Origin of the sequence: Mycolicibacterium vinylchloridicum (genome assembly GCF_013404075.1) — a bacterium.
GTDB classification, from domain to species: domain Bacteria; phylum Actinomycetota; class Actinomycetes; order Mycobacteriales; family Mycobacteriaceae; genus Mycobacterium; species Mycobacterium vinylchloridicum.
Genome location: NZ_JACBJQ010000060.1, coordinates 1 through 20994, shown reverse-complemented (window position 1 = coordinate 20994; position 20994 = coordinate 1). Strand labels below are relative to the sequence as shown.

At 66.1% G+C, this 20994-nt stretch carries 19 protein-coding genes and 1 tRNA gene; 10 read left to right on the top strand and 10 right to left on the bottom strand.

Features of this window, described 5'->3' with window-relative positions:
• Window positions 1-36: 36 nt before the first annotated feature.
• Both HPC46_RS29185 and HPC46_RS29180 read left to right on the top strand, forming a co-directional pair.
• Entirely contained in the window at window positions 37-618 is a 582-nt protein-coding gene (locus HPC46_RS29185; protein WP_179475604.1) for a TetR/AcrR family transcriptional regulator, read from the top strand.
• Window positions 615-2150 (top strand): glycerol-3-phosphate dehydrogenase/oxidase, encoded by a 1536-nt coding sequence (locus HPC46_RS29180; RefSeq protein WP_179475603.1) that lies wholly within the window; start codon window positions 615-617, stop codon window positions 2148-2150. Before HPC46_RS29185 ends, HPC46_RS29180 begins: the two co-directional genes overlap by 4 nt.
• 1 nt (window position 2151) lies before the next feature.
• Here the strand turns inward: HPC46_RS29180 and HPC46_RS29175 are convergent, their stop codons facing one another.
• Window positions 2152-3234 carry an aldo/keto reductase gene (locus HPC46_RS29175; protein ID WP_179475602.1) on the bottom strand — a complete coding sequence of 361 codons (1083 nt, stop codon included), beginning with the start codon at window positions 3232-3234 and terminating at the stop codon, window positions 2152-2154.
• Between the two features lie 117 nt (window positions 3235-3351).
• On the opposite strand from HPC46_RS29175, the gene HPC46_RS29170 reads away from it, so the two are divergent.
• Window positions 3352-4257, top strand: a complete 906-nt coding sequence (locus tag HPC46_RS29170; protein WP_179475601.1) for an AraC family transcriptional regulator — start codon at window positions 3352-3354, stop codon at window positions 4255-4257.
• A 22-nt stretch (window positions 4258-4279) separates the two neighbouring features.
• Here HPC46_RS29170 and HPC46_RS29165 read toward each other — a convergent pair whose 3' ends face one another.
• From HPC46_RS29165 to aceE, 7 genes are all read right to left on the bottom strand, one after another.
• Window positions 4280-5701: an acyl-CoA carboxylase subunit beta gene (locus HPC46_RS29165; protein ID WP_179475600.1), complete on the bottom strand. Its 1422-nt coding sequence runs from the start codon at window positions 5699-5701 to the stop codon at window positions 4280-4282.
• A 58-nt stretch (window positions 5702-5759) separates the two neighbouring features.
• Window positions 5760-7022, bottom strand: a complete 1263-nt coding sequence (gene kasB, locus HPC46_RS29160; RefSeq protein ID WP_325096826.1) for a 3-oxoacyl-ACP synthase KasB — start codon at window positions 7020-7022, stop codon at window positions 5760-5762.
• A 32-nt stretch (window positions 7023-7054) separates the two neighbouring features.
• The gene (gene kasA / locus HPC46_RS29155; RefSeq protein ID WP_179475599.1) at window positions 7055-8305 is read right to left on the bottom strand and encodes a 3-oxoacyl-ACP synthase KasA; all 1251 of its coding nucleotides are present in this window, start codon (window positions 8303-8305) and stop codon (window positions 7055-7057) included.
• Window positions 8302-8598 (bottom strand): meromycolate extension acyl carrier protein AcpM, encoded by a 297-nt coding sequence (gene acpM, locus HPC46_RS29150; RefSeq protein WP_005144687.1) that lies wholly within the window; start codon window positions 8596-8598, stop codon window positions 8302-8304. Before acpM ends, kasA begins: the two co-directional genes overlap by 4 nt.
• Window positions 8599-8671: 73 nt before the next feature.
• Window positions 8672-9592 (bottom strand): ACP S-malonyltransferase, encoded by a 921-nt coding sequence (locus HPC46_RS29145; RefSeq protein WP_179475615.1) that lies wholly within the window; start codon window positions 9590-9592, stop codon window positions 8672-8674.
• A gap of 151 nt (window positions 9593-9743) precedes the next feature.
• Complete coding sequence (locus tag HPC46_RS29140; RefSeq protein WP_179475598.1) at window positions 9744-11024, bottom strand: PucR family transcriptional regulator; 1281 nt, start codon at window positions 11022-11024, stop codon at window positions 9744-9746.
• Between the two features lie 63 nt (window positions 11025-11087).
• Window positions 11088-13877, bottom strand: coding sequence for a pyruvate dehydrogenase (acetyl-transferring), homodimeric type (gene aceE, locus HPC46_RS29135; protein WP_179475597.1), 2790 nt, complete (start codon window positions 13875-13877; stop codon window positions 11088-11090).
• 152 nt (window positions 13878-14029) lie between these two features.
• Here aceE and HPC46_RS29130 point away from each other — a divergent pair, with 152 nt between their 5' ends.
• From HPC46_RS29130 to HPC46_RS29100, 7 genes are all read left to right on the top strand, one after another.
• Window positions 14030-14599 (top strand): Rv2240c family protein, encoded by a 570-nt coding sequence (locus HPC46_RS29130; RefSeq protein WP_325096825.1) that lies wholly within the window; start codon window positions 14030-14032, stop codon window positions 14597-14599.
• Between the two features lie 66 nt (window positions 14600-14665).
• Window positions 14666-15112, top strand: coding sequence for a DUF3052 domain-containing protein (locus tag HPC46_RS29125; protein WP_179475595.1), 447 nt, complete (start codon window positions 14666-14668; stop codon window positions 15110-15112).
• The gene (locus HPC46_RS29120; protein ID WP_179475594.1) at window positions 15109-15573 is read left to right on the top strand and encodes a peroxiredoxin; all 465 of its coding nucleotides are present in this window, start codon (window positions 15109-15111) and stop codon (window positions 15571-15573) included. The genes HPC46_RS29125 and HPC46_RS29120 overlap by 4 nt, the downstream gene beginning before the upstream one ends.
• A gap of 47 nt (window positions 15574-15620) precedes the next feature.
• Window positions 15621-15695: transfer RNA gene (locus tag HPC46_RS29115), tRNA-Val, on the top strand.
• Window positions 15696-15979: 284 nt separating this feature from the next.
• The gene (locus HPC46_RS29110) at window positions 15980-17104 is read left to right on the top strand and encodes a S1 family peptidase (RefSeq protein WP_179475614.1); all 1125 of its coding nucleotides are present in this window, start codon (window positions 15980-15982) and stop codon (window positions 17102-17104) included.
• 84 nt (window positions 17105-17188) lie between these two features.
• Complete coding sequence (locus HPC46_RS29105; RefSeq protein WP_179475593.1) at window positions 17189-18052, top strand: TIGR02391 family protein; 864 nt, start codon at window positions 17189-17191, stop codon at window positions 18050-18052.
• Window positions 18049-18585, top strand: coding sequence for a hypothetical protein (locus HPC46_RS29100; RefSeq protein WP_179475592.1), 537 nt, complete (start codon window positions 18049-18051; stop codon window positions 18583-18585). The genes HPC46_RS29105 and HPC46_RS29100 overlap by 4 nt, the downstream gene beginning before the upstream one ends.
• 48 nt (window positions 18586-18633) lie before the next feature.
• Here HPC46_RS29100 and HPC46_RS29095 read toward each other — a convergent pair whose 3' ends face one another.
• Both HPC46_RS29095 and HPC46_RS29090 read right to left on the bottom strand, forming a co-directional pair.
• The gene (locus HPC46_RS29095) at window positions 18634-20031 is read right to left on the bottom strand and encodes a site-specific integrase (protein ID WP_179475591.1); all 1398 of its coding nucleotides are present in this window, start codon (window positions 20029-20031) and stop codon (window positions 18634-18636) included.
• 105 nt (window positions 20032-20136) lie between these two features.
• A complete protein-coding gene (locus tag HPC46_RS29090) occupies window positions 20137-20334 on the bottom strand; it encodes a helix-turn-helix domain-containing protein (protein ID WP_179475590.1) in 198 nt (65 codons plus the stop codon).
• Between the last annotated feature and the right edge of the window lie 660 nt (window positions 20335-20994).

The window sequence follows — 20994 nt, the reverse complement described above, 5'->3', positions numbered from 1 at the left end:
TGCGGGCATCATTGCTCATGCGTTACAGTATTACAGATGTTGTCAATCAGTAACGACGAATCGCTGGACGTGGGCGACCGGATCCTGGCCGCCACGGCCAGCTGCGTCCGCGATTTCGGGGTCGAGCGCGTGACGCTGGCCGAGATCGCCCGGCGGGCGGGCGTGAGCCGTCCCACGGTGTATCGCCGCTGGCCGGACACCAATACGATCGTGGCGTCACTGCTCACCGACCGGATCACCGGTACCTGGCGCGCCGTGCCGGCGATCCACCCCGGCCGCACCGGTCTGGTCGAGCGGATTGTCGAGGTGGCCCGTCGCCTGCGCGACGACGAACTCATCACCTCGGTGCTGCGCTCCGCCCCCGACCTGGCGATGGTCTACATCGCCGGGCGCCTCGGGACCAGCCAGCAGATCCTGATCGATCTGTTCGTCGACGAGCTGCGCGCGGCCCAGGCCGACGGCAGTGTTCGTGCCGGGGATGTCCACAAGATGTCGGCGATGGTGCTGCTCATCGGGCAGTCCGCCATCCAGTCCGCGCAGATCGTCGAACCCATCCTCGACGGCGAGGCGCTGAGCGCTGAGCTGTCCCGCGCCCTGAACGGATACCTCGCCCCATGAGTGACCTCACCGCCCTGACTGCCGCCCGGCGGAGTGCCGAACTGGCCGATCTCGGTGACGACGGCCGCCTCGACGTCGTCGTCATCGGCGCCGGCATCACCGGCACCGGCATCGCACTCGACGCGGCCAGCCGCGGGCTGTCGGTGTTGCTCATCGAGAAGCACGACCTCGCCTTCGGTACCAGCCGCTGGAGTTCCAAGCTGGTCCACGGTGGCCTGCGCTATCTGGCCACCGGCAATGTCGGCATCGCACGGCGCAGCGCGGTCGAGCGCGGAATCCTGATGACCCGCAACGCCCCGCATCTGGTCAGGCCGATGCCGCAGCTGGTCCCGCTGCTGCCGTCGATGGGTCGAGCCCAACGAGCTTTGATACGAACCGGTTTCGTGGCCGGCGATGCACTGCGGATCCTGGCCGGCACCAAGTCGTCGACGTTGCCGCGGTCGCGGCGGATCGGCGTTTCGCAATCGGTGGCGATGGCGCCGACCGTGCGTCGCGACGGTCTCGACGGCGGTCTGCTCGCTTATGACGGCCAGCTGATCGACGACGCCAGGCTGGTGACCGCCGTCGCGCGCACCGCCGCGCAGCACGGGGCGCGGGTCCTGACCCGGGTGTCCGCGGTGGCCGCCACCGGCACCTCGGTGCAACTGCGTGACGAGTTGACCGGAGAGACGCTGGACGTGACGGCGCGTGCGGTGATCAACGCGACGGGCGTGTGGGCCGGCGAAGTGGATTCCACGATCAAGCTGCGGCCGAGCCGGGGCACGCACCTGGTATTCGACGCCGCGTCGTTCGGCAATCCGACTGCCGCGCTGACCATTCCGATCCCCGGTGAGATCAACCGGTTCGTGTTCGCGATGCCCGAACAGCTCGGCCGCGTCTACCTCGGGCTGACGGACGAGGACGCCCCTGGGCCGATTCCCGACGTGCCGGAAGCGACTCCCGGCGAGATCAGCTTCCTGCTCGACACCGTCAACACGGCGCTGGGTGGCGCGCTGACGACCGCTGATGTGAAGGGCTCGTATGCGGGCTTGCGCCCGCTGATCGACACCGGGACGGGTAGGACGTCGGACCTCTCGAGGGAGCACGCGGTCATCGAGTCCGATTCGGGCATGTTCAGCATCGTCGGCGGCAAGCTCACCGAATACCGGTACATGGCCGAGGATGCTCTCGATCGCGCGCTGGCTGCCCGCTCGATCTCCGCCCGACCGTGCCGCACCCGGAATCTGCCGCTGGTCGGTGCGGCCGCCAATCCGGTTGCCACACTGCGCACGACGAGTCACCTGCCGAGCTCCCTGGTCGCTCGATATGGCGCCGAAGCGCCGAACGTGATCGCCTCGGCGCGGTGCGAACGGCCGACCGACCGGGTTGCCGACGGAATCGACGTCACCCGTGCGGAATTCGAGTTCGCCGTGACGCATGAAGGCGCGCTGAGCGCCGATGACATCGTGGACAGGCGGACCCGCATCGGGCTGGTCGAGTCCGACCGCAACCGGGCACTGGCCGTGGCCGAGGAACTGCTGGCCCGCGCCTGATTCAGTACCGGATGGCACTCTGCGTCAGCGGGGGATAGACCGTCGACGGCTCGCCGTCCACGGTGGTGCCGGCGAACTGCAGCATCGAGCGGGTCGCCCCATTCACGTCGGCCGGGTAGTTCAGCGTCGGCGCGGACACCTCGTCGAGGCGCCGCAGCTGCGCTGGAGTCAACGTGACGTCGACCGCCGCCAGGTTGTCCTCGAGATGCGCCATCCGACGCGCCCCCAGTATCGGTACGACGGTGCCCTGCCGGGCCCGCAGCCAGGCCAGTGCCACCGCGGCCGGCGTCGTGCCGATCTCGTCGGCGACGGCGGTGACTGCGTCGATGACCACGAACTCGTCCTCGCTGGGTCCGCCGACGTAGTTGGCGCGCACCGAATCATCGACGGTCGCCCCGCGGCGGTACTTGCCGGACAGGAAACCGTTCTTCAGCGGGCTCCACGGCACCAGCGCCATACCCTGGTCGAGTGCCAGCGGCGCCAGTTCGCCCTCGACAGTGCGTGCCAGCAGCGAGTATTCGACCTGCAGTGCGATCAGCGGCGCCCACCCGCGCAGCACCGCCGTGGTCTGCGCCTGGGCGGTCATCCATCCGGGGGTGTTGGAGAACCCGATGTAGCGAATCGTTCCCGCGCGCACCAGGTCGTCGAGCGTGCGCAGGGTCTCCTCGATCGGGGTGTTGCGGTCCCAGTTGTGCAACCAGTACAGGTCCAGATAGTCGGTGTTCAAGCGGCGCAATGTTTCTCGTAGTTGCGCGAGGATCGCGCTACGTCCGGCACCGCCGCCGTTGGGATCGCCGGGGTGCAGGTTGGCGAAGAACTTCGAGGCCAGCACGACCCGGTCGCGCCGGCCCGGGTGGGCGGCGAACCAGTCGCCGAGGATCTTCTCCGAGTGGCCGTTGGTGTAGAAGTTGGCGGTGTCGACGAAATTGCCCCCGCGATCCAGGTAGGCCTCGAGGATCTTCTCGGACTCCTCCACGCTGGAGCCCGCTCCGCCGGCGTCTTCGCCGAATGTCATCGCGCCGAGGGCGAACGGGCTGACCCGCAGACCGGACCGGCCCAGGGTGACGTAGTGATCGAGTGGCATGAAACGCTCCTTAATGGGTGTGTCTGACATATCCATCAAATCCGAATGTCGAGCGCATAGGTAGACCGATGCGATCCAGGTCTTGCATGATCCGATCGATTTTGATGAAATCTGGACATGGACCGCGAGAGTCGGCTGGCGGAGATGTGCGACCTGATCGCGGCCCACGCCAGGGCCGACCTGCAGACCTCGATCGACGGGCTGCTGGTGTCGTGCGTGGCGGCATCGGCGACACCGGACTACTCCCTGACCGAACCGCTGGTCGTCGTGATGGCCCGAGGTGGCAAGCGCCTACTGCTCGGTGACGAGGTCCACGAGTACCGCGCGGGGCAGTGTCTGGTCGTGACCGCCGATCTACCGGTCACCGGGCACTTCATCGATACCGGGGACGGGCCGTCATTGGGGATGGCGCTCGTGCTGCGGCCCGCGGTGGTGGCCGGTCTGGTGTTGCAGGCGCCGGCTGCGCGGTGGGCTCGCGGCGCGACCACGAATTCGGCGATGTCGACATCTGACGCCGATGCAGAGTTGCTCGATGCAGCGGTCCGGTTGTTGCGGCTGCTTGAAAAGCCTTTGGATGCAACCATCTTGGCGCCGCTGATCGAGCGTGAGATCGTCTGGCGATTGCTGACCGGGCCGCAGGGGGAGACGGTGCGGCAGATCGGACTGGCCGACAGCAACCTGTCCTATGTCAGCCGGGCGATCGGCTGGATCAGGGAGAACTACGCTGAGCCGATGCGCATCGAGGAGCTGGCTGCGGTGGCCGGGATGAGCCCGTCGACGTTCCATCGGCACTTCCGGGGCGTTACCGCCATGAGCCCCTTGCAGTTTCAGAAGCGCATTCGACTGCAGGAGGCCCGCTCGATGCTGGTCAGCGAGCCCGGCGACATCGCAGGCGTCGGGCATCGCGTCGGCTATGACAGCCCTTCGCAGTTCACCCGCGAGTACCGCCGGTTGTTCGGCGTTCCGCCGGGGCGCGACGCCATGCGCATCCGCGCCGACGGTGCTCAGCGCGCGGTGATCTAGCGACGACTGTTCGCGCTGGGAACTACAGCGGGATGTTCTTGTGCCGTCCGCGCCGGGCCGGAGCCTCGGCGAGGGCCTGCGTCAGCTTGCTGCGGGTGTGCGCCGGGTCGATCTTCTCGTCGACCACGCCGATCTCGACCGCGCTGTCCACCCCGCCGGCGATCCGCTCGTGCTCGGCGGCCAGTTCCTCGTGCAGGGCTTCCCGCTCGTGATCCGGCGCGGCGGCCAGCTTCTTCTTGTGCAGGATGCCGACAGCAGCCTTGGCGCCCATCACAGCGACCTCGGCGTCCGGCCAGGCGAACACCTTGGTGGCGCCCAGTGACCGCGAGTTCATCGCAATGTAGGCCCCGCCGTAGATCTTTCGCGTCACCAGCGTGACCCGGGGAACGGTCGCCTCGCCGAAGGCGTGCAGCAGCTTGGCGCCGCGGCGCACGACCCCGCCCCACTCCTGATCGACGCCGGGCAGGTAACCCGGCACGTCGACGACGACCACCAGCGGGATGCCGAAGGCGTCGCACAGGCGCACGAAACGTGCTGACTTCTCGGCGCTTTCGGAGTTCAGACAGCCCCCCAGGCGCAGCGGGTTGTTGGCGATCACGCCGACGGTGCGGCCCGACAGCCGGCCCAGGCCGACGACGATCGACGGCGCCCACTTGCCCTGGAACTCCTCGAACGGGGTGTCCGCATCCAGCAGTGCCTCCACCAGTGGGTGCACGTCATAGGCGCGGCGAGGCGACTCGGGCAGCAGCGCGTGCAGGTCGGAGTCGCCGGCCTCGGCCTTGCTCTTGTCGAAATGGCCCTGCTGGGAGAACAATCCGATCAACCGGCGACCGCGCGCGTAGGCGTCGAGCTCGTCGGTGGCGACGATGTGGCACACACCGGACTTCTTGTGGTGGGTGTCGGGGCCGCCGAGGGAGGCCATGTCGACGTCCTCGCCGGTCACGCTGCGCACGACGTCGGGTCCGGTGACGAACACCCGGCCCTCGTGCGCCATGATGACGACGTCGGTCAGCGCGGGACCGTAGGCCGCGCCGCCGGCGGCGAAGCCGACCACGACCGAGATCTGCGGGATGTAGCCCGACGCACGGATCATGGCCTCGAAGACCAGTCCGACCGCGTGCAGCGCCTTCACACCTTCGGCCAGCCGGGCGCCGCCGGAGTGCCAGATGCCCACGATCGGGGTCTGCTCCTCGATGGCGGTGTCGTAGGCGTTGACGATGTGCTGGCAGCCTTCGACCCCCATCGCGCCGCCCATGACGGTGCCGTCGGTGCAGAACGCGATGGTGCGCACGCCGTTGACGGTGCCGGCCGCGGACAGCACTCCGGAGCGGTCACGCTCGTGCAGCAGCTCGACCGAGCCGTCGTCGAAGAACGTGGACAGCCGCAGCAGCGGGTCGCGCGGGTCGAGCGATTCGCCGACAGTCTCAGGGGCGATGGTCGTCATCTGAACCTCCTATATGCGCACGGGGTTTCAGTCGGCACCGTCAACACACGTGGTGTTGTCAGTACCTCCCGAAGGCGATCGCCACGTTGTGACCACCGAATCCGAACGAGTTGTTGATCGCGTACTGGTAGTTGCCTGGCCGGGGTTCGCCGGCCACCACGTCCAGATCGATCTCCGGATCGAGGTTGCGCAGGTTGAGCGTGGGCGGCACGACGCCGTCCCGCAGCGCGAGCACGGTGAGGATCGACTCCACCGCGCCGACGGCACCCACCGAGTGGCCCAGCGCCGATTTGGGCGCGTAGACCGCCGGGCGATGAGTGCCGAGAGCATTGTTGATCGCTTTGCCTTCCGCGACGTCACCCACCTGGGTGCCCGTCGCATGGGCGTTGATGTGATCGATATCGGAGGGCTGCAGACCTGCGAGCTGGATTGCCCGCGTGATCGCGTGACCCGCCTGTTCACCGTTGGGGTCGGGTGCCACGATGTGGTAGCCGTCCGAGGTGATGCCTGCGCCCATGATGCGCGCGAGGATGTTGGCACCGCGAGCCTTGGCGTGCTCCTCGGTCTCGATGATCATCATCGCGCCACCCTCACCGAAGACGAACCCGTTGCGGTCCTTGTCGAACGGCCGACAAGCGCCGGCCGGGTCATCGTTGCTGGTGGACAGGACAATGCGCATCTGGGCGAAGCCCGCGATCGGCACGGCCTCGATCTTGGTCTCGACGCCACCGCAGATCGCGATGTCGGCTTCGCCGAGAACGATCTGTCGCCAGGCCTGCGCGATGGCCTCCGAGCCTGAGGCACAAGCCGAGACCGGGGTGATGACCCCGGCCCTCGCCTTGAGCTCGAGCCCGACGGCCGCCGCGGCCGCGTTGGGCATGTACATCTGGACTGCGAGCGGTGACACCGCTCGCAAGCCTTTGGCGCGCATCGCCTCGTAGGCGTACAGCAGTTCTTCGGACGAACCGATCCCGGTGCCGAGGGCCACCATCAGCCGTTTGGAATCCACTTCCGGTGACCCGGCGTGCTGCCAGGCCCGGCGGCCGATGACGGTGGCCATCTTTTGCAGATATGACATCCTGCGCAGCTCGACCCGCGTCAGCTCACCGTCGAAATCCTCGAGCAGGTGCCCCCCGATGCGGACCGGCAGGTCGTACTTCTCGACGAAGTCGTCGTGGAGAAGTCGAATGCCGCTTTGACCGTCCAGCACCCGCTTCCAGGTGCCTTCGGCGTCGGATGCCAGGGCGGTCGTCATCGCGATTCCGGTGACGACCACGTTGGGGAAGCCATTCCCCGTTGACAATTGTGTCAACCCTGCCATTGCTTCCTGCTAATCCTTTCCCCCTGAACGGCTCAGTAGCGACCGAAGGCCAGCGCCACGTTGTGCCCGCCGAATCCGAACGAGTTGTTGATCGCGTACTGGTAGTCGCCGTAGCGCGGTTCGCCCGCGACGACGTCCAGATCGATCTCCGGATCCGGTGTCTCGTAATTCAGCGTGGGCGGGATGACGCCGTCACGCAGCGCGAGCACCGTGAGCGCCGATTCCAGGGCGCCGACGGCGCCGATGGAGTGGCCCAGCGCCGACTTCGGCGCGTAGACCGCGGCATGCTCGCACCCGGCGACCCGAAGCGCGTTGGCCTCGGCGGTGTCACCGATCGGGGTGGCTGTTCCGTGCGCATTGACGTGCTGGATGTCTTTGGGGGACAAGCCAGCAGTCTCCATCGCCCGCTTCATCGCCTGGGCGGCACGCAGGCCGTCCGGCGCCGGAGCCACCATGTGGAACGCGTCCGAGGTGATGCCCGCACCCATGAGCCGGGCCAGCGGCTTGGCGCCACGGGCCTTGGCGTGCTCCTCGGTCTCGATGATCATCATGCAGCCGGCCTCGCCGAAGACGAACCCGTCGCGATCCTTGTCGAACGGGCGCGACGCCCCGGCGGGGTCATCGTTGCGCGTCGACATGGCACGCATCATCGAGAACGCCGCGATCGGCAACGCCTCGATGGTGCCCTCGACACCGCCGACGACCGCGAAGTCCGCGTCACCCATGACGATCTGCCGCCACCCGTGGGCGATGGCCTCCGACCCGGACGCGCACGCCGACACCGGGGTGATGACCCCGGCGCGGGCGCCCAGTTCCAGGCCGGCGACCGCGGCCGCACCGTTCGGCATGACCATCTGAACGGCCAGCGGCGACACCTTGCGAATGCCGCCCTCGTTCATCGCGTCGTAGGTCTCGACGATCTTCTCGCCGCCACCCAGACCCGTGCCGATCACCACTGCGAAGCGGTCGGGGTCGACCTCGGGCTTACCGGAGTTCTCCCATAGCCGTCGGGACAGCACCAGCGACATGCGTTGCACATAGGAATTGCGACGCAGTTCGACGCGGGTGAGGTGGCTGTCCATGTCCTCGACGAGGTGGCCGCCGATACGCACCGGCAAGTCCCACTTGGTGACGAAATCGTCGGTGAGTTCGCGGATGCCGCTGTCGCCTGCCAACAGGCCCTTCCACGTGCTCTCGATATCCGTGGCGAGCGCCGTGGTGGCCTCGACGGCGGTCACGACAACGCTAGGGAAACCGCCGTTAGCAGTGGAAGGCCTGCTCATTCGCCCGCGAACTTCTCGCGCAGGGCGGCAGCAGCCTCCGGGTTCTCTTCCTCGAGCTTCTGGATGTAGGAGACGACGTCACCGACGGTGCGCAGACCGGCGAGGTCCTCGTCCGGGATCTTCACGCCGTACTTGTCCTCGGTCTGAACGGCGATCTCCACCATCGACAGCGAGTCGATGTCCAGGTCGTCGACGAACGACTTTTCCGGGGTGACCTCAGACGGCTCGATACCGGTCACTTCTTCGATGATCTCGGCGAGACCGGCGATGATTTCATCCTGAGAGGCGGGCACAGTGGCTCCTTCGTAATTGGTTGTGTTACTGGGTGTTACGCGTGATATGTGGTTGTCCTGGACGGCCGACTCCTCAAAGTTCGGTGAGTCCGTCCAGATCTGCGGGTGTTTTGATCGCACGGTTGGCGACCCCCCGAAGTTCTCGTTTGGCGATCCCGGCCAGAGTTCCCGCGGGCGGGAATTCCACGATCGCCGAGCCCTCTGTGTCCTCAAAGAGCTGCCGCATGGTTTCGGTGCACAGATCCCAGCGCACCGGGCGGGTCAATTGCGCGACGAGCTTCTCCATCGCGTCCGCCGCAGAAGATACCGGCTGACCGTCGGAATTGCTCAACAGCGTGGTCGTCGGCGCTGAAGCTGAAGTGGTCGTGACGGCTTGGGCGTAGGGGTCGAGCGCGGAGGCCATGTAGTGCGTGTGGAAGGCGCCTGCGGTGGCGAGCTGGCGCACCCGGGCCTTGGCCGGCGGATCCTCGGCCAGCTTCTCCAGGGCCGCGACCGCTCCGGCGGCCACGATCTGGCCGGCGGCGTTGCGGTTGGCCGCAATCAGGTCGAGGGCCTCCAGGCGGGCGAGCACCTCGGCCTCGTCGCCGCCCAGGACGGCCGACATGCCGGTCGGCTCGATGGCGCAGGCCTTGGCCATCTCGGCGCCGCGGACGGCGGCGAGCTTGACCGCGTCGTCGGGGGAGATGACGCCGGCGATCGCGTAGGCCGCGATCTCACCGACGGAGTGGCCTGCAACCACGGTCGTGCGGCCGGCGAGCAGCCCGCGCTTGACCAGTTCCGCGTTCGCGAGCAGGGTCGCCGCCACAACCAGGGGCTGGGTGACCGCGGTGTCGGTGATCTCGTCGGCCGTCGCGGTGGTGCCCAGCCGCGCCAGATCCAGACCGGCGATATCCGACCAGGTCTTGATCTGTTCGGCGGCGCCGGGCAGCTCGAGCCATTCGGTGAGCATCCCGGGGGTCTGCGATCCTTGGCCAGGCGCCAGCAGCGCGATCACGGGTTCTTGGGGCACTCATTAAGAAAACATTGTGAAACCGGATTTGCACGGTGTAAGAGATTATGAACCTTGTCTTAGGTTTTTGTGGAGATCCCACAAAAGTGCATGTGATGCGACTTCACCGATACCTTGCCGCGATCTAGCCGCCCTCTTAATTGACCCCTGCGGTACCGACCAGTGGCGGTGTGAGCTGTGCAACAGAACTGTTTGCCGTGGTGTGGGTTGGCGCTGGGTAGCCGAGGCGGCCCACGGTGGCGGCCACCCGCAGGACGTAGGCATCGCGCGGCAGCGTGGGATCGCGGCCGGTGAAATCGGCGATCCGTCGCAGTCGGTAGCGAACCGTATTTGGATGAACGAACAATTTCCTGGCGCAAGCTTCGATTGCGCCGCCGCTGTCGAGGTAGGCGTCCAAGGTCTCGGTGAGCGCCGGTCCGGCATCGGCCAGCGGTCGCATGATCTCGGTATGCAACGCGGTGACCGCCGACGCATCGCCCAGAAGTGCGCGCTCGGGCAACAGTTCTCGGGCCAGCACCGGCCGGGGTGCGCCGGTCCAGCCGACGACGGCGTTCATCCCTGATATCGCCTCGCTGGCGCTGTGATAGGCCGCGGTGAGCATCGGCGCGGTCGGCCCGATCACCACTGGACCGTCGGCGAAGGCGTTGATCAGGTCGTTGAAGAACTTGTCGGTCACCGCGAGCGGTCCGGAGATGATCCCGATCAGCCACGTGCCGTGCACGTCGGCCAGTGCCGAGCGGCCGTGCCGGGTGGCGATCTCGCGGACGTCTTCGCTGGCGAGCTCTTCCCGACCTTCCGGCGGGGTGCCGACCACCACGGTGGCCGGGGCGGTGGTGTCCCAGTTGAGCGCCGCGGCGCGGGACAGCAGTTCGGGTCCGGTGTCGCCGCGGACGACGGCGTCGACGACGCTGGCCTCGATCCGGCTGTCCCACGAGCCGCGGGCCTCGGCGGCGTCGGCGTACGAGGACGCCGCCGCGAAGGCCAGGTCGCGGCTGTAGCGCAGGATGCCGACCGACAGGGCGACGCGCTGCTCCTCGTTGCGGCCCAGCGCGGGCACGGCGGCCTCGAAGTACTCCATGCTGACGCGCACCATGTCGACGGTCTGTGCCAGCGCGATGTGGCGGGTCAGCTCCTGCGGCACCAGCGCGAACGCCTCGGCGGTGTAGCCGACGTTGCTCAACGGGTTGCGCACCCATTCGGCGAAGTTGACCACCGCGGTCTGCAATACGAGCTGGACGCTGGCGCGCTGGGATGCTTCGAGCTCGCCGAAGAACGGCAGGTGTTCCTGCATGGCCTGCACCGCCTGGGTGGACAGCCGGCCCGAGTGCTGCTTGAGCCGGCGCAGCGTCGACTCCGGCACGTTCTCGAGTAACTCCAGGGGAGAACGCGGCGGCTCCAGGGGCGAATTGTCGATCACCCCTAAAATGTACGCCCGTTTTCTGGATGTTCCTCCAAAACGCGCTGGCGCTCGCGAGCGTGGCTACGCGCTACCGGTGTCGACGTAGGAGACTTCGGCCGCCATCACGTCGTCGATCCGATACTCCCGCGCCGCGGCGATTGCCACCGACGGGTCGATCTCCCCGTCGCGGGCCAGCGCCTCCAGCACGGCCACCACCACCGACTCGGCGTCGGTGTTGAAGTATCGGCGTGCGGCAGGCCGGGTGTCGGAGAAGCCGAACCCGTCGGTGCCCAGCGTGACGTAGGTGTTCGGCACCCACGCCCGGATCTGCTCGGGCACCGCACGCATCCAGTCCGACACCGCGACGGCCGGGCCTGCGGTATCGGCCAGCGCCTGCGTCACGTAGGGCACCTGGGCCGGGCGGTCGGGGTGGCGCAGCAGTTCCTTCTCCACTGCCACCCCGTCGCGGTTGAGCTCACCCCAGCTGGTCACCGACCACACGTCGGCGGCGACGTCCCAGCGCTCGGCCAGCATGTCGGCCGCCCGCAGCGCTTCGGGCATCGCCACCCCGGAGGCCAGGATCTGCGCGACGTTGGATCGGGACTGTTGTGTTTTGCGATACCGGTACATGCCCCGCAACAGCCCCTCGGGGTCGAAGTCGGCCGGTTCGGCCGGCTGTGCGTAGGGCTCGTTGTAGATCGTCATGTAGAAGAAGATGTTTTCCGGGTTCTCCCCGTACATCCGGGCCAGGCCGCTCTCCACGATGTAGGCGATCTCGTAGGCGAACGCCGGGTCGTAGGCCACCACCGCCGGGTTGGTGGACGCCAGCAGCAGCGAGTGTCCGTCGGCGTGCTGTAGGCCCTCGCCGGTCAGCGTGGTGCGTCCGGCCGTCGCGCCCAGGACGAAGCCGCGGGCCATCTGGTCGCAGGCGGCCCACAAGCCGTCGCCGGTGCGCTGGAACCCGAACATCGAATAGAAGATGTAGATCGGGATCATCGGCTCGTTGTGCGTCGAGTACGAGGTGCCGACGGCGGTGAACGACGCGGTCGACCCCGCCTCGTTGATGCCCTCGTGCAGGATCTGGCCGATCTCACTTTCCTTGTAGGCCAGCATCAATTCGGCGTCGACGGCGGTGTACAGCTGGCCGTTGCGGTTGTAGATCTTCAGGCTCGGGAACCAGGAGTCCATACCGAACGTGCGTGCCTCGTCGGGGATGATCGGCACGATCCGATGCCCGATCTCCTTGTCGCGCAACAGCTCTTTGAACGTGCGCACGGTGGCCATGGTGGTGGCGACCTGCTGGTTGCCGGACCCCTTCTTCAGCGCCTTGTACACGTCGCGCGGAGGCAGGGTCAGCACCTTGGATTTGGTGCGCCGCTCAGGCAGGAAGCCGCCGAGCGCGCGGCGCCGGTCGATCAGGTAGCGGATCTCGGGTGCCTCCGGGCCGGGGTGGTAGTACGGCGGCAGGTACGGGTTCTCCTCGAGCTGCGCGTCGCTGACCGGAATGCGGATGGCATCGCGGAAATCCCGAAGGTCTTGGATTGCAAGCTTTTTCATCTGATGAGTGGCGTTGCGGCCCTGGAAGTGGGCGCCCAGTGAGTAGCCCTTGATGGTCTTGGCCAGGATCACCGTCGGCTGGCCCTTGTGCTCCATCGCGGCGCGGTAGGCGGCATAGACCTTGCGGTAGTCGTGGCCGCCGCGCTTGAGGTTCCAGATTTCGGAGTCGGTCATCGGCTCGACGAGTGCCTTGGTGCGCGGGTCGCGGCCGAAGAAATGGTCGCGCACGTAGGCGCCGTCGTTGGCCTTGTAGGTCTGGTAGTCGCCGTCGGGGGTGGTGTTCATCAGGTTCACCAGCGCGCCGTCGCGGTCGGCGTGCAGCAGTGCGTCCCACTCGCGGCCCCACACCACCTTGATGACGTTCCAGCCGGCGCCCCGGAAGAAGGACTCCAGTTCCTGGATGATCTTGCCGTTGCCGCGCACCGGGCCGTCGAGGCGCTGCAGGTTGCAGTTGACGACGAACGTGAGGTTGTCCAGCGCCTCGTTGGCGGCCACCTGGATCAGCCCGCGGCTTTCCGGTTCGTCCATCTCGCCGTCGCCGAGGAACGCCCACACGTGCTGATCGGAGGTGTCCTTGATACCGCGGTCGTGCAGGTAGTGGTTGAACCGCGCCTGATAGATCGCGTTCATCGGGCCCAGGCCCATCGACACCGTCGGGAATTCCCAGAAGTCGGGCATCAACCGCGGGTGCGGATAGGACGGCAGGCCGCCGCCGGGGTGGCTGTGCTCCTGGCGGAAGCCGTCGAGTTGGTCGGCGGTCAGCCGGCCCTCGAGGAAGGCACGGGCGTAGATGCCGGGGGAGGCGTGGCCCTGGATGAATACCTGATCGCCGCCGCCGGGGTGGGCTTTGCCGCGGAAGAAGTGGTTGAAGCCGACTTCGTAGAGCGCGGCCGAGGAGGCGTAGGTGGAGATGTGGCCGCCGACGCCGACGCCGGGGCGCTGCGCGCGGTGCACCATGATCGCGGCGTTCCACCGGATCCAGGAGCGGTAGCGGCGCTCGACCTCCTCGTCGCCGGGGAACCAGGGCTCCAGCTCGGTGGGAATGGTGTTCACGTAGTCGGTCGAGGTCAACGCGGGGATTGCCACGCGCTGCTCACCGGCGCGCTCCAGCAGGCGCAGCATCAGATAGCGTGCCCGGGCCGGGCCCGAACGGGCCAGAAGTTCATCGAACGACTCCAGCCACTCGGCGGTTTCCTCGCCGTCGATGTCGGGCAAATACGACGCGACACCCTCCCGGATCACCCGGACACGATCGGAATCATTTGGGCTGCTTGAGTTTTGGGCCAGATCGTGGCGCGCGAACTCGGTGGTCAACTTCAGCTCCTTAGTAGGAGGTGCAGGTTTTGCACCGTCCGCCTCCTATCGTGCCGCACGCAGGGCCGTACCGACGAGTAGTGAAAGTCGGGGGATCGGTGAATTTTCCGCACCGCGCCGAGCAGGGCAGTTACCCGGTAACCTCCGGTGCTGTGCTGATCAGAACTGCCCGCGGGCTGCGGATCGGCGGTCTGCTGTTCGGCGGCGCCGCCGCGGTGACGGGCGTCGTTGTCGGCTGCACCTCCGTCACCGGGGGCCACGCGGGGGTCAACGCCGGCGAGGCGCCCGCCTACCGGACGTCGATGTCGGTCTCGATCTCGCAGTCGGCGGCCTCTTCCAGCGAGCGCGAGTCCGAGCGCCAGGCGTCGCTGACCACACAGGCCATGCATGACACCTGCGAGACGCTCTCCACGTCCAGTGCCGACGCGATCGACGCGGTGAACGCCTACGTCAGCGCCTTCAACTCGGGCGCGCCCGACCTGTCGGACACCGAGGGCCCGGCGGTGGATTCGCTGAACAAGAGCGCCGACGCGGTCGCAGCCAGCGTGACCGACGCGATCCCGGACGAGCTGAAAGCCGCTTTCAAAGACTGGGTCGACGGTGCGCGCGCCACTGCCAGCGCGATCCTCGCCCACGCGGGCCCCGGGGAGTTCAACAGCACCATCCAGGCCCTCAACGACACCAGGTCGAATGCCCTGAGCCTGTGCGACGCGACGTATTGATTCGCACCGCACGGCGAGTAATCGTCACCGTCGTGCGACGATAGGGCCTAGACAGCCGACCCTGATATGAAGGAGGTTCCGACGGTGGTCGCGGAGGGTGACCCCCCGAACTACGCCCAGAAGCTGGGCGTCCACAAAGATCAGGTCGTGCAGGAGCTGGGCTGGGACGAGGACACCGACGACGACATTCGGTTCGATATCGAGGATGCCTGCGGCGGGGAACTGCTCGACGAGGATGCCGACGAAGTCGTCGACGTGGTGCTGTTGTGGTGGCGCGACGGTGACGGTGACCTGGTGGACCGGCTGATGGACGCGATCGCGCCGCTGGCCGACGACGGCATCATCTGGGTGGTGACGCCCAAGACCGGCAAGCCCGGTCACGTACAACCCGCCGAGATCGCCGAATCGGCGCCCACCGCGGGATTGATGCAGACGTCCTCGGCGAATTTGGGCGACTGGATCGCAAGCCGGTTGGTGCAGCCGAAATCGAAGGCGGCCGGGAGGCATTCGTGACGGTTGGGGTCGGATCACGTGCGCCCGACTTCACGCTGAAGGACCAGAACGGCCAGCCCGTCACGCTCAGTTCGTTCCGCGGCGCCAAGAACGTACTGCTGGTGTTCTTTCCGCTGGCATTCACCGGGATCTGCCAGGGCGAGCTCGATTACGTTCGCGACCACTTGCCCGTGTTCGACAACGACGACACCGCCACGCTGGCGATCTCCGTCGGGCCGCCGCCCACGCACAAGATCTGGGCGACCCAGAGCGGTTTCCTGTTCGGCGTGCTCTCCGATTTCTGGCCGCACGGCGCGGTCGCTCAGGCCTACGGGGTGTTCAATGCCGACGCCGGCATTGCCAACCGCGGCACCTTCGTGATCGACCGCGAGGGAATCGTCCGGTTCGCCGAGTGCAAGCAGCCTGGTGAGGCTCGCGATCAGGCGGTCTGGGTGCAGGCGCTGGCCGCGCTGGACGCCTGAATCGGATTTCCCTGCACCGGCGCGGGCCGTGTAACCTGCCCGGGCACGGGCGCGTAGCTCAGTGGTAGAGCTCTGGTTTTACACACCAGCGGTCGGCGGTTCGATACCGTCCGCGCCCACCATTAGGACCCCAGTTCAGCGGCTCGCGAGCCGCTTCTCGGGAGATTCCCGAACCCCCGTTGTGCCAAGAGTGTGCCAATGGTTTTCGAGTGCTGTTCGATCTGCCAGCGCGCTGGGTCTGCCCACGTATGGGACAGCGGCATGTCGAAGCACGGGAACAGGGCAGCCGCCAGTAGCGTCGATGGTCGTGGCGGATACCGACGATGAGGCGGCCGTGCCTCCGCGGCCTGCACTGACACTTGCCGACTTGAAACCGGGCACACCTGATTGGCGCGTCACTGTAGCGATGTATGCCCACCAATTCTTCAGCGTTGCGCATGATCCCGAGGTCGCCGAAGTGATCGGCAAGCCTATTCCTCCTGCCGGCGACTCATCGGAAACGGCCGTAAACCCGCGTAATGCGATGCCGTTCGATCCGTGGAGCATCCTGGATTTCTCTCGATATCTCGGTGCTCAGGGAGTACCGGGGGCGAACAACGCGATCCAGCTCACCAAACTGCTCGGTGCACTCGAACGCGCCGGGCTCCTGTGGTTGGTAGGGCGCGACCCTCAACTGCCAATCATGGGCGAGCGTTACTACTCCACGGGCAACATTTCGAAGGGGCAGGTAGGCGGAAATCTCTGGTTGTCGCCGGTGTTCGGAGCTTCGCTGATCATCCCAAGCTACCGGGCGGTGACGTTGCAGCTGGCCGGTCACGATCAGTATGGCGATCCGGTCGACAGCTGGGGTACCGGCCTGATCATCGATAACAAGCATGTCGTCACGAACAAGCATGTCGTGACCGGACTCGTGGGCAAGAGCGCGGGACTAACGGTGTCCCCCGCGGGCGACTTGTCCAAAGCAGAGAAAGTCTCCGTCGTCGGGACAGCTCACCCACATCACACACTTGATGTCGCCGTGATCGAGTTCGACATGCCCGAAGGCAAGTTGATCCCTCGCCTTGGCGGCATGGGGTTTCGTGACCCCGACTGGGCCGATGAGGTCTTCGTTTTCGGCTACCCGCGGGTACCAATGACGGCCGAGATGGCGATCACGGTGCAGCGCGGCGAGGTGGTCAACCCGGCGGCTGAGACGTTCGAGCGGCAGAAGATATTCCTGTATTCGGCGATCGCACGCCCCGGTAACAGCGGTGGCCCGATCGTTGCACAGGACGGGCGGGTTATCGGTCTAGTTGTCGAAGACAGCGGAACCTCCACACGCGCCGGTGCAGGCGGCGACGACCAAATGGAGCCACCACCGCGCTCCACGCCCGAACGGCTCGAACGGCTAGATCGCGACGTCGCGGAGCTGAAAGAGAAGGCTTTCGCCCCGTCGTTCTATCGCGGTATCCCGTCGAGCGAGATTGTCCGCGCGCTCGACGAGATGGGCTTCGGCGGCATTCTCGAGATGGACGCGCTCCCCGGAATGTAGCCCGCGTCTGTCCGCTCTAGGCGAACGCAGCATCGGCATGTCGTGGTGTGGCAGTCGGCTCGGTCGGAAGTAGCGTCGGTAACCATGGCGGACGCAGACCGCAACCCTACCTATCTTCGCGACCTTGCCGGGCATGTCGCGGCGTTTAGGGACGCGTTCCGGTCGTTCCTCGAACTTCACACGCCGACTTATAGAGGACCTGGTGTCGGCATGTTCCCGGCCGTTTCCCCGCTAGACGGGTCCGATCCGGCAGAGATCGAAGTCCGCCGTGCCCGAACGTCCGAGGCGGCGGGCCGCGCCCGTCGTGCACCTGCGCTGACCGGCTGCGTTTTCGGGGTCCGAGACCCCGCCGGAGGAAAGCCCGACATCGTTGACCCGATCGCGGCCTGGCACACCGTGACGCAACCGAAGCCCTTGCTTGAACCGGCCAACATCGTCGACGCCTGCGATCAGATGATCGGGTCGTTGGAGGACATGGCGGCCCAAGCCGAGGCCGAGGCACCGCCTACGGTCGACGTCGCGCAGATGCATCCAGCGGTGTGGGGTCAGGCGGCACGGCTGTGGCGGGACGGTCACTATCGGCAGGCGGTGCAGGCGGCCGCGGATGGCGTCGTCCAGTTGGTCAAGTCGCGGACGGGCGGACCGGAACTCGACGATACGACCCGGTGGAATCAAGCCTTCTCCGAGAAGGACCCCGAACCGGGCAGGCCGAGGCTGCGATGGCCGGGCGACCAGACCGACCGGACCGTGGTTTCGATGAACGACGGACTGCGCCGGTTTGCCCCGGGTGCGCAAATGACGATCCGGAACCCGGCGACGCACGGTCCGGGTGAGATGACCCCGCAGGAGGCGGTCGAACGGCTATCGGTTCTCAGCCTGCTTGCACGATGGGTCGACGCGTGCGACCTCATTGAGGCACCTCATTTGTCAGCCGGGGACGTGTCATGACTGTCGCCGCGTTCATACTCGGTTTGCTGGGGTTCGGCGTTGCCGTCTCCTCGTTGACTTGGCAGGTGTACACCTTCCTCATGCAGGGCGCGCGGCCCAAACTGACACCGGTCATCGGCTACCACTACGGCGGCGGACTGCTGACGAACGACGCGAGCCGCGACGTACGCGAGTCACTCCGCTCGGCCATCTCGCAGTTTCCATCGGGCGGGCAGTTTGTCGTAGGCGTGAACATCGTCAACGCGGGACGGGCACCTTTCCATGTCGCGAAGTGGGCAATACGAGCCGACCCCGCGCTCACCTCGTTTGTCTCCGTTGACGACCCGATGGGGTGCCCATCGGTACCGCACGACATCGCACCCGGTGCTGACGCCACGTTCTTCACCGGCCTCGTAAATATCCGCGCGCTGTCCGCCGCCAGCGGAGCGATCGATCCACGCCGACAACGCATCATCGCGACTATAGAAAGCGGCGGGCGGACCTATACCTCCAAACCCATCGCGTCGGCGAATCTGGAAATCGGCTTGCCGTAGCGGTCGACACGCAATCAGCCACGGACCAAGCCTTCCAGCGTGCCGGGTCTATCGCAGTTCGGTCGCACGGGTTCGCCCCAGCAGCGCATCGCCGGCCGCCGCCAAAGCATCGTCATAGACATGCCCGTACACCCGCAGTGTGATGGCAGGATCGTGGCCCAGCCACTTCGCTGTCGCAATCGCGGTGGTACCAGCGTCGAGCAGCATGGTTGCGGCCGTGTGGCGGACGTCGTGTAGCCGAATCGCGGGCACCCCAGCACTTTTCGACCGGAGTGCGAATTCGGCTGAGTAGGTTTCGGGCCGGATGGGCGACCCGTCCTCGTTCACGGCGACCAGGCCGCTCTCGTGGTAGGCGCTGCCGAACGAAAGCCGTTCAGAGGCCTGCTGAACCCTGAACTTCCGCAGCGCCGTCAGAATTTCCATAGGCATCGGCAAGGCCCGACGTGATCGCTTCGACTTCGGGTCGCCCGTCACGGTCCCGACCCCCGGCACGACGACGCGACCCTGCGCGACCGAAACCGTGTCCGAGTCGAAGTCCACGTCAGACCACCGCAGTCCGAGTATTTCTGATCGACGCAGGCCCGCCAGGGTGAGCAGCCAGCACGCTGCCAGTCGATCGTCACGAACGTGATCCCGAAATTGTGTCGCTTGCTCAGGGGTCCAGGTAGCCATCTCGTGGTGTTTGATGGCAGGACGCTTGACCATCCGCGCGACATTGCGGGTCACCAACCCCTGCCTCATCGCGTCATCGAGTGCCGCCGAGAAGATAACCAGCATGCTCACCACCGTTCGTGCGGTGACTCCACCAGGAATCTTCGGACGCTGAGGGTCTGCGGGTTGTGACGCGACGTAGCGACCTCGCGCTGGCCGCAGCGCTTCACCGGACGCCACCAGTCGATCCAACGCTTTGATGCCTGAATTCCCAAGAACTGCATAGATATCCGCAAACTGGGCTCCGTCAGGCTGACTGCGAAGGAACGCGAGCACCTCTGCTGCGCGCCGACCCCGTTTGTCCCGTTGCGCGACTGGCTTCCCTTCGAGACGAAGCGTCACCAATGCGTCGACGTCGGCGGTACGTAGCCGCTGCAGGGTCATTTCGCCAAGATGCTCGATGACGGGTTTCAGATGATTTCGATAGCCAGCAAGCGTATTGGGCCTGATGTCTCGCCGGCCATCCAACCAAGCGATCAGAAACTCGGCCACCGTCGTTGGGTTGCGCTTCACGAATGTGCCAGCGGCGACATCTGTCGAGATGCGCCGGTACTCGCGGCGAGCCTGTGCAAGCGTCGGAAAGGTGAACCGCTGTCGTTCGCGTGATCCATCGGGCCGGACACCGATGTCGAGTTGGAATGTGTAAGCGGCGGTGCCGTTCTTGGCGGTGCGGCGTGTGATCGGTTCCGCGCGTCGGCCGCGCTTCATAGGCGCCCCGTCAGTGTCGTTGGTCATTGGACCTCCAGTTCAGTAATCGCCCTCTTCGAGGGCTTAGCGAAGCGACGGTCGTATTGCTCTTCGAGCGGTTCGTAGGACCCGCGTAAACGCCAGTGTGGCTACTTATGCCGACTCGGTGTGCAGCGCGACGAGATCGCGCAGGCCGGATGTCACGATGTACACCCGGCCGCCGAGTCGGCGGGTTGGCAGCTCTCCAGAAGCTGCCAGTCGGTACGCCGCGGCGCGGCTCACTCCTAGTAGTTCGGCTGCGTGAGGCACGGGCAGCAGTAGAGGCAGATTGTTGAAAACGCTGTCTTGCATCTGTTCATCACCCTTCGAGGGGCCCTGCTGACCGCCCGAGGGTGGCCACCAGGTGCTATGCGATTGATGCCCGAACGGTGTGCACCGCGGTGGGCGGGATGATCGCCCCGGTGTGGCATCCATCGAGCCGACTAACACAACTGTAAGTCGCTCCGGTGACGTTTCATGCAGAGATTTTGCGCTGGGGATCATCGACGCTATCCAATGCCAAGGCCGCGCAGACGTTCTGCGGTGAGACGACGGCGCCCGCGTTCCGTCCATCACGCCCTCCTCCAATTTTCACCGCCCCCGGTGTGTCTCTCATTACGTCACGCATCATCACGTATCACTCCGTCCCAAATGCGCTGTGCCCATTACTCTTACACCAAGACGTTCCATCCTTCTCATCTCCAAATTCGACATTGGCACATTTGCACAGTGTGCGAGAATGGTTGTGGCGCAGTGAGCGTCGAATGTCCGGCCTGTTAGTGAGTCCGCTGGTGTTGACAATCTCGAAGCTCAAGCGGTGGTCGATCAACTACTACATCGACACCTGGCCTTCCCCCGAGACCGTGGAGGCATCGGCTATAAGGAGTAGCGATGTCAGAGAAACGGAAGAAGTACGACCGGGAGTTCCGTGAGGGCGCTGTGCGGATCGTGCTTGAGACGGGTAAGCCGATC

Coding starts and splice junctions, on each gene's coding strand:
- HPC46_RS29185 (WP_179475604.1), top strand. CDS start 37: ATGTTGTCAATCAGTAACGACGAATCGCTGGACGTGGGCGACCGGATC.
- HPC46_RS29180 (WP_179475603.1), top strand. CDS start 615: ATGAGTGACCTCACCGCCCTGACTGCCGCCCGGCGGAGTGCCGAACTG.
- HPC46_RS29175 (WP_179475602.1), bottom strand. CDS start 3,234: ATGCCACTCGATCACTACGTCACCCTGGGCCGGTCCGGTCTGCGGGTC.
- HPC46_RS29170 (WP_179475601.1), top strand. CDS start 3,352: ATGGACCGCGAGAGTCGGCTGGCGGAGATGTGCGACCTGATCGCGGCC.
- HPC46_RS29165 (WP_179475600.1), bottom strand. CDS start 5,701: ATGACGACCATCGCCCCTGAGACTGTCGGCGAATCGCTCGACCCGCGC.
- kasB (WP_325096826.1), bottom strand. CDS start 7,022: ATGGCAGGGTTGACACAATTGTCAACGGGGAATGGCTTCCCCAACGTG.
- kasA (WP_179475599.1), bottom strand. CDS start 8,305: ATGAGCAGGCCTTCCACTGCTAACGGCGGTTTCCCTAGCGTTGTCGTG.
- HPC46_RS29125 (WP_179475595.1), top strand. CDS start 14,666: ATGAAGGAGGTTCCGACGGTGGTCGCGGAGGGTGACCCCCCGAACTAC.
- HPC46_RS29110 (WP_179475614.1), top strand. CDS start 15,980: ATGTATGCCCACCAATTCTTCAGCGTTGCGCATGATCCCGAGGTCGCC.
- HPC46_RS29105 (WP_179475593.1), top strand. CDS start 17,189: ATGGCGGACGCAGACCGCAACCCTACCTATCTTCGCGACCTTGCCGGG.
- HPC46_RS29100 (WP_179475592.1), top strand. CDS start 18,049: ATGACTGTCGCCGCGTTCATACTCGGTTTGCTGGGGTTCGGCGTTGCC.
- HPC46_RS29095 (WP_179475591.1), bottom strand. CDS start 20,031: ATGACCAACGACACTGACGGGGCGCCTATGAAGCGCGGCCGACGCGCG.
- HPC46_RS29090 (WP_179475590.1), bottom strand. CDS start 20,334: ATGCAAGACAGCGTTTTCAACAATCTGCCTCTACTGCTGCCCGTGCCT.